General features: G+C 57.6%; 12 protein-coding genes and 1 pseudogene. 7 read left to right on the top strand and 6 right to left on the bottom strand.

What is annotated here, in order from left to right:
• Positions 1-187: 187 nt before the first annotated feature.
• Genes ACR0IY_RS21365 through ACR0IY_RS21350 form a run of 4 tightly spaced genes read right to left on the bottom strand, consistent with a single transcriptional unit; the run spans position 188 to position 4499 of the window.
• On the bottom strand, positions 188-1159 hold the full coding sequence (locus ACR0IY_RS21365) for a 2-hydroxyacid dehydrogenase (RefSeq protein WP_480676951.1): 972 nt from the start codon (positions 1157-1159) through the stop codon (positions 188-190).
• Positions 1159-2046 carry a succinate--CoA ligase subunit alpha gene (gene sucD, locus ACR0IY_RS21360; protein WP_480676950.1) on the bottom strand — a complete coding sequence of 296 codons (888 nt, stop codon included), beginning with the start codon at positions 2044-2046 and terminating at the stop codon, positions 1159-1161. Before sucD ends, ACR0IY_RS21365 begins: the two co-directional genes overlap by 1 nt.
• Positions 2043-3242 (bottom strand): malate--CoA ligase subunit beta, encoded by a 1200-nt coding sequence (locus ACR0IY_RS21355; protein ID WP_480676948.1) that lies wholly within the window; start codon positions 3240-3242, stop codon positions 2043-2045. The genes sucD and ACR0IY_RS21355 overlap by 4 nt, the downstream gene beginning before the upstream one ends.
• A 15-nt stretch (positions 3243-3257) precedes the next feature.
• Positions 3258-4499 carry a pyridoxal-phosphate-dependent aminotransferase family protein gene (locus ACR0IY_RS21350; protein WP_480676946.1) on the bottom strand — a complete coding sequence of 414 codons (1242 nt, stop codon included), beginning with the start codon at positions 4497-4499 and terminating at the stop codon, positions 3258-3260.
• 218 nt (positions 4500-4717) lie between these two features.
• On the opposite strand from ACR0IY_RS21350, the gene ACR0IY_RS21345 reads away from it, so the two are divergent.
• From ACR0IY_RS21345 to ACR0IY_RS21335, 3 genes and pseudogenes are all read left to right on the top strand, one after another.
• Positions 4718-5344: a response regulator transcription factor gene (locus ACR0IY_RS21345; RefSeq protein ID WP_480676944.1), complete on the top strand. Its 627-nt coding sequence runs from the start codon at positions 4718-4720 to the stop codon at positions 5342-5344.
• Positions 5345-5431: 87 nt separating this feature from the next.
• Positions 5432-5575 carry a helix-turn-helix domain-containing protein gene (locus tag ACR0IY_RS21340; RefSeq protein WP_480676942.1) on the top strand — a complete coding sequence of 48 codons (144 nt, stop codon included), beginning with the start codon at positions 5432-5434 and terminating at the stop codon, positions 5573-5575.
• Between the two features lie 9 nt (positions 5576-5584).
• A pseudogene (locus ACR0IY_RS21335) lies at positions 5585-6145 on the top strand (substrate-binding domain-containing protein); the annotation flags it as partial.
• Positions 6146-6210: 65 nt separating this feature from the next.
• Here the strand turns inward: ACR0IY_RS21335 and ACR0IY_RS21330 are convergent.
• Positions 6211-7242, bottom strand: coding sequence for an AbrB family transcriptional regulator (locus ACR0IY_RS21330; RefSeq protein ID WP_480676955.1), 1032 nt, complete (start codon positions 7240-7242; stop codon positions 6211-6213).
• Positions 7243-7352: 110 nt separating this feature from the next.
• Between ACR0IY_RS21330 and ACR0IY_RS21325 the strand changes: the two genes are divergently transcribed.
• The 3 genes from ACR0IY_RS21325 to tcuB are packed head-to-tail and all read left to right on the top strand — an operon-like array spanning position 7353 to position 10496.
• Positions 7353-8033 (top strand): GntR family transcriptional regulator, encoded by a 681-nt coding sequence (locus ACR0IY_RS21325; RefSeq protein WP_480676953.1) that lies wholly within the window; start codon positions 7353-7355, stop codon positions 8031-8033.
• Positions 8034-8044: 11 nt separating this feature from the next.
• Positions 8045-9439: an FAD-dependent tricarballylate dehydrogenase TcuA gene (tcuA, locus tag ACR0IY_RS21320; protein ID WP_480676940.1), complete on the top strand. Its 1395-nt coding sequence runs from the start codon at positions 8045-8047 to the stop codon at positions 9437-9439.
• Positions 9429-10496 carry a tricarballylate utilization 4Fe-4S protein TcuB gene (gene tcuB / locus ACR0IY_RS21315; RefSeq protein ID WP_480676938.1) on the top strand — a complete coding sequence of 356 codons (1068 nt, stop codon included), beginning with the start codon at positions 9429-9431 and terminating at the stop codon, positions 10494-10496. Before tcuA ends, tcuB begins: the two co-directional genes overlap by 11 nt.
• A 37-nt stretch (positions 10497-10533) precedes the next feature.
• On the opposite strand, the gene ACR0IY_RS21310 is transcribed toward tcuB, so the two are convergent.
• The gene (locus tag ACR0IY_RS21310) at positions 10534-11310 is read right to left on the bottom strand and encodes a FadR/GntR family transcriptional regulator (protein ID WP_480676936.1); all 777 of its coding nucleotides are present in this window, start codon (positions 11308-11310) and stop codon (positions 10534-10536) included.
• Between the two features lie 335 nt (positions 11311-11645).
• Between ACR0IY_RS21310 and ACR0IY_RS21305 the strand changes: the two genes are divergently transcribed.
• Positions 11646-12695: a TRAP transporter substrate-binding protein gene (locus ACR0IY_RS21305; RefSeq protein WP_480676934.1), complete on the top strand. Its 1050-nt coding sequence runs from the start codon at positions 11646-11648 to the stop codon at positions 12693-12695.
• Positions 12696-12761 lie beyond the last annotated feature (66 nt).

The raw sequence follows: 12761 nt of genomic DNA, 5'->3' as shown, positions 1-12761 counted from the left end.
CTCGATCTCGTCGCGCTGGCGCCCCAGCTCGGATGTGATCGAGCCAAAAAGCTCAGGATCGCGGTCCGAAAGGGACTGGGTGAAAAAACCGTTTGTACGATGCGGGGCGTTCACGGGGCAAATCTCCTGTATGGCCGACGCAGTCAATCCGGCAGCGTCGGCGTTCTTTTGTTGACGTCTTCCGGGTTCAGATCACTCTGTCCCGGGGTTCGCGGCCTTCGAAAAAGTCGTTCAGGTTATCGAGAACCCGGAAACCCATTGCTTCGCGCGCTTCTTTCGTGGCGCTGCCCAGATGCGGCAGCATCACGAGGTTGTCGCATTGCAACAGGTCCGCGCTGATGCGGGGCTCGCCGTCGAACACATCCAACGCGGCACCGCCGATCATGCCGAACATCAGAGATTGCACGAGCGCGCGCTCGTCGATCACTTCGCCGCGTGCGGTGTTGATTAAAAACGCGTCGGGTTTCATCAGGTCCAACCGACGCGCATTAATCAGGTGCCGGTTTGCGGCCCCTCCGGGACAATGGAGAGACACAAAATCGCTCTGCGGTAGCAGTTCGTCGATTGTGTCCACTTGTGTCGCGTTGCACTGGGCCAGAACCTCCGGAGAGACCCGGCTGCGGTTATAAACGCGAATGTCCATGCCGAACCCGTGATGGGCGCGGCGTGCCATCTCTTGCCCGATGCGGCCATACCCAACGATCCCCAGCGTTTTGCCGCTGACCTTGGTGCCAACCAGATGCGTGGGCCGCCAGCCGGTCCAGTTGCCAGCGCGCAGCTCTCGTTCACCTTCGCCCGCCCGGCGCGCGACCATAAGCAGCAGGGTCATGGCAATGTCGGCGGTGCATTCGGACAGCACATCTGGCGTGTTGGTCACGGTCATGCCCAGATCACGCGCAGACGGCTCGCAGATGTGACTGTAGCCGACACCATAGTTGGCGATAATCTTGGTTTGCGGTCCGGGTACATCCAGTGCTTCGGCGCTCAGCGTATCAGTGACTGTGGGTAATACCGCGTCATATGTTTTCAATGCCTGCCGGATTTCGGCCGGGGACATGGGCTTGTCCCCGGTGTTCAGTACCGCGTTGTAATTCTCGGCCAGCTGCGCCTCGACGGCGGCAGGCCAGCGACGGGTGACAAGGACCGAGGGTTTGACCATCACGCGGCCTCCATCACTCGGGCAATGGTTTCGCCGATGACAGCCGGGTTCTCAGCCACGGTCACCCCGGCGGCGGACAAGATCTCGACCTTTTCGCTGGCGCTTTCACCGAAAGCCGAGATGATCGCACCTGCGTGACCCATCGTCCGGCCCTTGGGGGCGGTCAGGCCCGCGACATAAGCGACGACGGGTTTAGAAATGTGATCGCGAATATACTCTGCGGCTTCAGCTTCCTGCGGGCCGCCGATTTCACCGATCATCGCGATGACATGCGTATCCTCGTCCTCTTCAAACCGTTGCAGAATGTCCTTGAAAGAGGAGCCATTGATGGGGTCTCCTCCAATCCCGACGCTGGTCGAAACCCCGATCCCGCGCTCTTTCAACTGCGCCGCAGCCTCATAGCCCAACGTCCCCGAACGCCCGATGATCCCAACGTGGCCCGGCAGGTAGATATGCCCCGGCATGATCCCCAACAGAGCTTTGCCGGGCGAGATCGTGCCCGCGCAATTAGGTCCGGTCAGAACCATGCGCTTGTCCTTGGGATAGCGGTACATGTACCGCTTGACCCGGATCATATCCTGCGCCGGGATGCCGTCGGTGATGCAGACGCAATAGCGGATACCGGCATCTGCGGCTTCCATGATCGAATCCGCCGCAAAAGGTGGGGGAACAAATACAAGGCTTGCGTCCGCGCCAGTAGCTTCCACGGCTTGTTTCACGGTGTCGAAGACCGGCACGCCTTCAACAGTTTCACCGCCTTTCCCCGGCACGACACCGCCCACGACATTAGTGCCATAGTTCAGCATGTCCTTGGTGTGGAAGCGCGCCATGCGGCCGGTGATGCCCTGCACGATAACGCGCGAGTTACGATCGAGAAGAATGCTCATTGCACGGCCCTCATCTTGGTGCCTTGGGTTAGGTCGTTGCGCCATGCGCCCACGGCGCGTTCTGCGGCTTCCATCAGTGTCGTGGCGCGAATGACGGGCAGGCCGGACTTGGCGAGAATTTTCTGCCCTTCTTCGACGTTGGTTCCCGCCAGACGCACGACGACAGGAATGTCGATATCTAGTTCTTTCAGAGCCTGAACGACGCCTTCAGCCACCCAGTCGCAACGGTTGATACCGGCGAAGATGTTGACGAGGATCGCCTGTACATTGTCATCCGACAGAACAAGCCGGAACGCTTTGGCCACACGCTCGGGCGATGCACCACCGCCGATGTCCAGAAAATTGGCTGGTTCGCCCCCGGCCAGCTTGATCGTATCCATCGTCGCCATCGCCAGACCGGCACCATTAACGATGCAGCCGATATTGCCGTCCAGCCCGACATAAGACAGGCCCCGATCCGCCGCACGGCTTTCACGCGGGTCTTCCTGGCTTTTGTCGCGTAACTCGGCGATCTGCGGGTGACGGAACATGGCGTTGTCGTCAAAGCTCATCTTGGCGTCCAGTGCCAAAACCCGGTCGTCGCCGGTGATGACCAACGGGTTGATTTCAACCATCGTGGCATCCAGGTCGCTGAAGGCCGCGTAGCAGCCTTGCAGGGTACGGACCATCTGCTGGATCAGCTTGGGTTCCAGCCCTAGCTTGAACGCGATTTCGCGGGCCTGAAATTCCTGCAGACCAACCGCCGGTTCAACGATAGAACGCACGATGCTTTCCGGGCGGTCGGCCGAGATGTCTTCGATCTCCATCCCACCCTCGGACGAGGCAACGATCATGACCCGTTGGCTGGAGCGGTCCAGTACGAACCCCAGATAAATCTCGCGGTCGATCGGCACGGCAGACTCGACATAGACACGATAGATGCCTTTGCCTTCAGGACCGGTTTGATGCGTGACCAGCTTGCGGCCGAACAGTTCATCGCAGGCCTCGTAGATTTCATGCTCGGAGTTGCACAGCTTGACCCCACCGGCCTTGCCGCGACCACCTGCGTGAACTTGCGCCTTGACGATCCACTTGTCGCCACCCAGTTCGCGGGCCCGATAGGCCGCCTGTTCGGGGCTATAGGCCAATGCGCCGGAAGGCACATCGACACCGAAATTGGCAAGGATTTCCTTGGCCTGATATTCGTGGATATCCATCTTTTCCGCTCCTGTTTATGCAGCGATTGAAGTGCCGTAACGGCTTTCCAGCAGTGCTTCGATTGCGTCCTGATCGACCTCTCCGCCCAGTTCACGCAGGGCCTCGGCAAACAGGCGCACAATCCGGCTGACGGCTTCTCTGTTCAACTGGTTGAGTATGCCGATGCGCACCTGAACCGGCGCGCTGAGCGTTGGCCATATGCCGAAGCCACGGGCACGACAGTTCTGCACCAGCTCCATCTCACGCCCGGCCAAAGCCGGGGGCAGGTTGAGGACGACGAGGCTGGGCATGTCCGAGGTCACCTCGCATCCCATCTCGGTCACAGCGTCGCGCAGAACCTTTTCGTGGGTGCGGTATGACATTGATCGCTTTGCCAGCCCCTCCTGCAAGGTCAGGCGCAGGGATTCATGGAACGCGGCGACCGCGTAGCCGGAGTGGGTCCGGTGATATGTGCCTTTTTCCACGTCTTGCCCGTCCACGATGCCCCAATGACGGGCCTCGAAAATCGGGTTGTGAACGTAACTATAGGTTCCCGATGTTTTCAGAGACTCGATATAAGCCTGAGTAAAGCTGACCGGGGCATAGGTCAGGGGCAGGCAGCATAGGCCCTTTTGCGGGCACGAGGCCCAACCAGCGATCCCGGGGTAATCGTCGATGGAGAACTCATCGGCCCCCAGCGACGACACCGCATCGATCAGCCCCATCGCATTGTGATGCTCGCACGCATCCGAGAACCCGCGCAGATCATTGACGCGGCCCGATCCGGTTTCCCAATGAGCCATGAATGCCCATTTGGGTTTGTGTTCAGCCAAAGCCGCCGCAACCAGTTCACCCGTCACGGGTTGCCCATGGGGAACCTCGATCACGGTGACGCTGGCGGCCTGAGGATCAAGCGGGTTTGCCGCGTGTTCGTCAGGTGTCGCCGCCTTGATCCGCAGGGTCAGCGCATCGATCCCGGAAAAAGTACCATTGGCAAAGGCCACAACCTTGTCGCCGGGCATGACAGCGGAAAACATCGCGTCCAGGGCGCTCCAGCCGGTTCCGGCAACCGCGAAGGTATAGACGTTCTGAGTGCCCCAGATTTTCCGCAACATGTGCTTGCATTCGATCATGCCTCTGAGAACATCGCCCTGCATATGATCGGCAACGCCGGCATTGGCAAAGGCGTGCAGGACGCGGGGATCGGTATTGCCCGGTCCCGGACCAGCGGCGAGAGTCTCGGGGATCTCGAGCTGGGGGAAAATCTGGAAGGTCATGGTTTGACATCCTCGTCTGTTGGTTGGGCAGCGTCGCCCGATGTGTTCGTTGCGCTCAGAAAACGCGGGCTTGCCTGATGACACAACGTAATTTACTACTGCTTTTGGATGGCTTTATGGGTGGGGAATAACCTACCCGTATTGGTAAAAATACCAAAGTATACTGAAAACTTACCTACCCGTATGGGTGGTTTTTTACAAAATCAGGGCGAAAACAGATGGTTGACACTCCGAAGGCTCCAATTGATGTCATGTTGGCTGACGGCAATCCTCTGGTCCTGTCCGCGATGTCCGAAATCTTTGAACGCGACTCGCGATTCTCACTGGTGGCGACATCAGCCACGGCCGAGGGCTTTTTGGGTGCAGTGATGCGGGTTCCGGTTCAGGTCGGTGTGGTGGACTGGAATATTCCGGTACTTGGTGCCGCCAAACTGATCGAAGTGTTGCGTGAACAGGCCAACGCACCGCGCTTTGTCGTGTATGGCGATGCAACGGCTGAGACCCCTCGATTGGCGATGCAGGCCGGGGCTGCGGGGTTTGCGGCAAGATCGGGAGAGGTTGAAGGATTGCTGAAAACCTGCGCTGACGTTGCCGCGGGAAAAATGGTTTTCCCGTTCATCGACGTTCGGAAAATGCAGCAGGACCCGATCCAAAGCCTGTCCCGCAAGGAACGCGCCATTCTGGACGCCCTGGCGCAGGGAATGTCGAACCGGGATATGTCCAGAGAGCTTCAGATTTCAACCAATACGGTCAAATTCCATCTGTCCAATATTTATGAGAAGTTGGCTGTCAAAAACAGAACCCAAGCCATAGCCTACTATTATTCGTCGCAGCATTCCGGTTGACGAAACAAATGACTGTTGACCGGCAGGCAAAGGGATCTGCAAGGACAAGGTCCATATCCAAAGCGGATCAATCTTGCGGTCAGTTTTATGAATTCAAAAGTCAGCGTTAGACAATTGCAAGCGCTTGAGGCGGTTGTCCGTCTCGGCAGTTTTACTCTGGCTGCCAAGCAACTGGGGGTTTCACAGCCGACTGTTTCCAACCTGATCTACGCGTTGGGAAAACGCTACTAGCGCCGGTTGGTGGATCGTTCGGGAAGCTCGATCAAACCCACCCCTTTGCTTGGTAAAATATTTTGTGATATCAATGCTTTGATCGCGTTGCGGGATAATATCGACTGTCAGCTGGCCTCGCTCGAGCTGTTGCCATTGTTGCATAATGGTGAGTTCGATGCTGGGTTTGTTGCTGCAAAAGATCTGCCGTCGGATCAGTCTGGGCAGAAGGTGTCGGACATGCGCATCGGGCTGGTCGTACCAACGGGTCATTCTCTGGAAGGCAAAGGTATCGCAACCTGGCAGGATGTCGAAGGGCTAAAGCTCATTCAGCTTGAGCCCTCCTCATCATCACGGCGCGTGTTTGAACCTGCGGCCCAGCTGATGCGGGCCAAACGGACGACGGTTCTGGGCCTTGGGTCGCGGGGGTCAATACGAACGCTTATCTTGTCCGGGGCTGGAATTGGAATTGGCTCTGAAAAAGAGTGCAAATGTGTTGCTCCTGTTCGATTTGTTCCGGTTCAGGACAACAACCTGATCGCCTGCCACTATTTGGTCTGTCGGCCGGCCATGCGGCATACCGCGCCGGTCAGTAACTTTTTGGGATCGCAGACGAAATGCGTACGCAAGACGAGGCCTCAACTCAAGCCGTGTAGTCACCCCCGCGGTCTGGACCAGCGCAGAATGAGGTTGGCGGCGATGGGTGCACCGATGATCACCAGCACAATCCGCGTCAGGTGGTGGGTTATGACAAACCCCAGATCGGCCCCTGAAACGATGGCCAGCACCGTCATTTCGGCCTGACCACCTGGTGCGAATGCAAGAAATGCTTCGATGGGGCGGCCAAGGCCCAAGGTAGTGACGACGGCTGTGAATGCCGCAGCCAGAACGGCAAGGACAATCACATAGGCAAACCCGGCCGCGACCACCCGCCGTAACTCGGCCAAGGTGACACCAACAAACTTGACGCCGATCGTACAGCCAATAAAGAACTGTGCCGCCAGTATCGCCTCGCGAGGGGGGCGGGTATGAATTAGATCTCCCAGTGACAAGGCTGCCGTCAGGATCATCGGGCCAAGGATCGACGCACCGAACAACCCAATTCTCTCACCGCCTTTCCAGCCGATGATTGCCGCGGCGATCATCAGAAGCAATTCGTGAACCGGCAGGCTGGTGGCGGGTGCGCCAATGGGGTTGGTCAGGTCGGCTTCGTAAAATACCGTAAGGAACAAGGGGGCGAGTGTGACGATGATCAAAACCCGGGTTCCGTGGATCAGCGACAATGTACGTGGGTCTGCCCCGGCTTCGGTGCCGAAGATGATCATGTCCTGCAATCCGCCCGGCATCGCGGCATAAAACGCGGTCTTGTCGTCAAAGCCCCAGACTTTTTTAAAGAAGGGCACGCCAACCAGGGCGATCAGGACAATAAACAACGGAACCAGCAGGATCGAGGCCGCCATCTTGGGCAGTTCGGCAAACAGGTCTGGTGTGATCGAAGCCCCGACTGCCACACCCAGAATTGTTCTGGAGGCGATTGAGATCTGGCCAAACCCCTCTAGCGGCGCATGAGCCAGAGCTGCAAGCAGGCAGGCGGTCATCGGCCCGAACAGGAATGGAAGCGGCAGGCCTAGCGCCCAGAACAGCGCCGTACCCAGCACGGCAAGGCCAAAGGTCACGCACCTCTTCATATGAAGGGAAGGTTGATTGTCTAGGTTGGGCAAAACTCGGGTTCCATCGCCATTGACTCGATGTGTATCCAAATGTATACAATTGGACGCAAGTTGCAAGCATGAGTGTGATGACCATTCTGGACGACCCGTTTCAGCCCGGCCCGCAAGGCAATTCCGCTTACCAGCAACTGCTGGAGGAAATACGAGGAGGCTCTCTGTTGCCGGGCGACCGCCTGCGCGAGATTGAGTTGTCCGAGAGGTTAGGTGTCAGTCGGACGCCGGTCCGCGAAGCAATCCGGCAACTTGAAGCAGACGGGCTTGTCACGCATGTTCCAAGGCTGGGCGCAACGGTCCGCAGTCTCGACTATGCCGAAGTGATGGAGCTGTATGAGATGCGCGCTGTGCTTGAGGGCACCGCGGCCCGATTGGCTGCAAGGGCAGCGTCGGATGTTGAACTTGGCGAACTCGACGTTCTGAACGACCGGCTGGCCGAGGCGGGTACAGGCCCGGAAGCCGTGCGCATCAACAGAATTTTTCACGCCACACTATTGGATGCGGCCAAGAACCGGTTTCTGTCGAAATCCATTTTGTCATTGCAAAAATCGTTGTTGATCCTTGGGCCGTCGCAACTGCTGGACAGTGACCGGGCCGAGGCGGCGGTGGCCGAACATCGGCGTATCATGGCAACTTTGAAATCACGTGATGGTGCGGGGGCTGAAACAGAGATGCGCACCCATATCGAGGCGGCGCAGCGCATGCGCATACGCGCGCTTCAGGAACGTAACCGTGCGCACGACCCAGGTCAGTAGGGTTTCTGGATATGGCGCTCCAAAAACAAGCTTATGATATTGTGGTTGTTGGGGGCGGGAACGCTGCGCTGTGCGCTGCCATCACGGCAGCTGAGGTTGGTGCCAAAGTTCTGATTTTGGAGGCCGCTCCCAAACCTTACCGAGGCGGGAACTCGCGCCATACTCGTAATTTTCGCTGCATGCACTCCGGTCCAACGGAGCCATTGGTCGAGTCGTATTCCGAAGCGGAGTATCTGTCTGACTTACTGAAGGTGACAGAGGGCAAGACGAATGAGCATCTGGCCCGATTGGTAATCCGCAGATCCGAAGAATGCCTGCCATGGATGGGGGAGCATGGCGTCAGATTCCAGCCGCCGCTTTCGGGGACTTTATCGCTGGCGCGGACGAACGCATTCTTCATGGGCGGCGGCAAATCTTTGGTGAACGCCTACTACCGTGTAGCTCAAGGCTTGGGGGTGGATGTCCTGTACCAAGCCGCAGTGACGCATCTTGAATTGAGCGGGGATCGGATCGAGTGGGTGGATTACACCTACAATGGCCAGTCCCATCGCATCGAGCCATCGGCGGTTATCGTCGCTGCGGGTGGGTTTCAGGCCGACACCGATTGGTTGACCCGCGCCTGGGGGCCGCCGGCGCGAAACTTTTTGATCCGGGGTACGCCCTATAATCAGGGTGTTGTTCTGGCCGATCTTTTGGATCAGGGCGTTGAAAGCGTCGGCGACCCGACCCAGTGCCACGCCGTTGCCATCGATGGGCGCGCGCCCAAATTCGATGGGGGAATCGTTACGCGTCTGGACTGCGTTCCGTTCTCGATTGTCGTGAACAAGGAAGCGGAACGGTTCTATGACGAAGGCGAAGACGTTTGGCCCAAACGCTATGCGATCTGGGGGCGGTTGATCGCGGCGCAGCCGGATCAGGTGGGCTATGCGATTATTGATGCCAAGTCTCTGAACCTGTTCATGCCGTCCGTGTTTCCGCCGGTGAAGGCGAACACTCTGGATGAGCTGGCCGACAAGTTGGGTTTGCCTGCTGACAATCTTTGCGCGACCGTTGCCGCCTTCAACGTGGCCTGCGGAGATACCAGCGGCTTTTTCCCGACCGAATTGGATGGGGTCGCGACCATTGGGCTGACGCCGCCCAAAACCAATTGGGCGCGCCCGATCAAAGAACCACCTTTCTACGGTTATTCCCTGCGCACGGGTGTGACCTTTACGTATCTTGGCCTGAACGTTGACGAGAGGGCTCAGTGTTCGACACCCAATGGGAAGGTCAGGAACCTATGGGCGGCCGGGGAAACCATGGCGGGGTCGATTTTAGGGCAGGGGTACCTTGCCGGGTTCGGTATGACGATCGGAACCGTTTTCGGCCGTATTGCAGGACGTGAGGCCGCCGCATATGCAAACTGATCTTTTGCAAGAGGCGCGCCGTCAGGCCGAAATCTGCAATGCCTGCCGTTATTGCGAGGGGTATTGTTCGGTCTTTCCCTCCCTTCACGCAGAACGTTCTTTTTCTGACGGGCATATCACGCAGCTTGCCAACCTCTGCCACAATTGCCGTGGCTGCTACTACGCCTGCCAGTACACAGCCCCTCACGAGTTTAATCTGAACTTGCCCAAGGTTCTGGCCCAAGTGAGACGTGACAGTTGGGAAAGCTATGCATGGCCGCAGTTTATGGCGCGTCAGTTTCATACACGCGGAGGTGCAGTCGCAATGGCACTGGTAATCGGATTTGCGGCTATGTTCTGGGGCGCGCGGACTATCGGTTCAAGCAGCGGGGCTGGCTTCTATGCCGTTCTGTCCCACGGCACCATGGTCGCGATCTTTGCCCCAGCTTTCCTTCTGCCGTTGTTCAGCATCGGCTTCAGCCTTAGACGGTATTGGCGTGCGGTGGGCGGCCAGCCGATCCGAAGGCGCGATATCAGCACGGCGATCCTGAACGCGAGCAGGATGAGGGATTTGGCCGCCGGTCACGGTGAAGGATGCAATTTCGAGGATGAAGACCGCTTTAGTCAGGCCCGACGGCACGTGCATCAGGCCATAATGTACGGCTTCCTTCTGTGCTTTGCCGCCACTTCGGTTGCGACAGTGATGCACTATGGTTTCGACCTGCACGCTCCGTATGGATTCTGGTCACTGCCAAAGCTGTTAGGGATCTCCGGAGGCATTTTGCTTACCGTCGGTTGCGGGGCCATGTGGCAGTTAAAGCGAAAGTCGGACCGTGACCTCGGAGATAGCGCGGCATGGGGCGGCGATATTGGATTCATACTGTTGCTCGGATTCGTCGGGTTGAGCGGTTTGGCGCTGTATGCATTGGGTTCAACTGTGTTGATGCCAGCGCTGCTGGCGCTGCATCTTGGCGCGGTCTTAACCTTTTTCTTGCTGACCCCTTTCACCAAAATGGCGCACGGCTTCTATCGCTTTGCGGCACTTGTCAGGGATGTGCAAAGAAAAAGAGGGGTCTGAGAACAAACTAGGCGCGCGTCAGAGAAATGCGCTTTAACTATTGCTCCGACAGCAGTCGGCGTTTTTCGGCCATGGCTTCGCGGCGGTTGCGTTCGATTCCCAGCCTGAAGGATTGTTCGACAAAATCTATATGATCGGTTGCTGCCTTGGCGGCACGGGCCTCGTCCCCGTCGATTACCGCCTGACCTAGTTCAATATGCTGGGCCAGCAACTGCTTTCCGGTCCCGTCAATTGTTTTCAGGAAATCGCGGTTATAGAACACACCCCGGCGTGTCAGTTCATAGATCGAGGCCATGATGTGGATCAGGGTTGCGTTCTGACTGGCGTCCACAATCGCAGAATGCAAGGCAAAGTCCGCCTCTTGCGAGGCCTTGGTATCGTTTTCCTGCCAGGCGCGCTTATTTTCGGCCAGGATTTCGGTGATCCTCGCCTTATCCGCTTTGGTCGCCCGACGCGCCGCCAGTCGCGCAGCAAAGCTTTCTTGTTCGCGGCGGTATTCCAGATAGTCGAAAAATGCAGGCTCGTGTCGCTCATACAGATCCAGCAGCGCAGGCATCATCGCCTGACCGGTCAGGGCGGCTACAAAGGTGCCCTCGCCATGTTGGGTTGCGACCAGACCGCGTTCTTCCAGAACCGAAAGCGCCTCGCGTAGTTTTGGGCGCGAGACCTTCAGCATCTCAGCGAGATCACGTTCGGACGGCAGTTTGCGCCCCTGTTTAAGGATACCTGAGGCGATCAGATCCTCGATCTGCGACACCACGGCCTCGGCCAGCGATTCGTGTCCAACTGGTTCAAAAATCGCTGTGGGGCTCATTGCGGTTCGCCTCTGCATGCAGGGAAATCGGGAATTACTGGTAAATAAATATAACCATAATCATCAAATTTTCAAGTGACAGCTGCGGGAAGGAATTCATCAGGCATAGTCATGTTTTAGAAGCATAAATCTCCTTATTTTGTATTACCGTGGCTTCTGGCTTGACGAGTCAGCGGGTGGATTGAGGAGTATGAAAACAACGATCCAATTGCCCAGTGGTAAATAAAGTTGTTGACTGGTTATTATTGGTAAAGTTAATTTACCACCGGAAAGGCGTTGGAGGAGCCTGCGCCGCAAAGTGGGACTGAGTTCCGACTAATCCTGGAGGAAAATTCATGAAAAAGACCCTGACGAGCCTCGCCGTGGCCGCCAGCCTGTTGGCCGCACCAGCTGTCGCCGCTGACAAGCTGCTATTGAAAACCCCGATTGCCTTCTCAACCGAGCTTCCGGGCCTCGGCTCGCCGATTCCGCGCGTTGCTGAGCAGCTGGATCTGATGTCGGGCGGTACGCTGAAGATGAAAGTTTACGAGCCGGGCAAGCTGGTCCCGCCGTTTGAAATTCTGGATGCCGTGTCCACGGGCAAGATCAACTCGGGCTACACCACCGCCGGCTACTGGGCTGGTAAAATCCCGGCCGCACCGCTGTTCTCGGCCGTGCCCTTTGGCCCCGAGGCGGGTGAATACATGGCATGGATGTATTACGGAAACGGCCTGAAACTGTATCAGGAGATGTACGATCAGGCGGGCTATAATGTTCACGTTCTGCCTTGCGCTATTATCGCCCCCGAAACCTCGGGCTGGTTCGCGTCCGAGATCAACTCTCCTGACGATCTGAACGGGTTGAAGATGCGCTTCTTTGGTCTGGGCGGCAAAGTGATGCAGAAACTGGGTGTTGCGACGTCACTGCTGCCGGGCGGGGAGATTTTCCCGGCGCTGGAAAAGGGTGCCATCGATGCGACTGAGTTTTCGATGCCCGCTATCGATGCGCGTCTGGGTTTCCACAAGCTTGTGAAGTTCAATTACTTCCCTGGGTGGCACCAGCAGGCGACCGTGTTCGAGTTGTTGATCAACAAAGACGTCTGGAACGACTCCACCGATCAGCACAGGGCGATCATCGAAAACGCTTGTAAGGCGTCGATGGCCGACAGCTTTGCCGAAGGCGAAGCCATTCAGCACACGGCATTGCTTGACAACGTTGAAAACAACGGTGTCACCATCAAGCAGTGGTCCCCCGAGATGCTGGATACCTTCCGCGCGACCTGGGAAGAGGTTGCCGCTGAAGAAGCCGCGAATGACGCGTTCTTCGCTCAGGTCTTGGCCGATATGGATGAGTTCCGCACTGGTTACGACCTCTGGAAGACGAACGCGTTCCTCCCCCGTCAGTAACCTCCCGTGCTGACGCAACCGGGGCGGCGGCATCCGCTGCTCCGGTTCTTATTTCCTGACCTTCGG

The organism is Ruegeria sp. BC1 (genome assembly GCF_056539305.1).
Note: the sequence above shows the minus strand (reverse complement) of the source record. Positions and strands in the feature narration are given on the sequence as shown.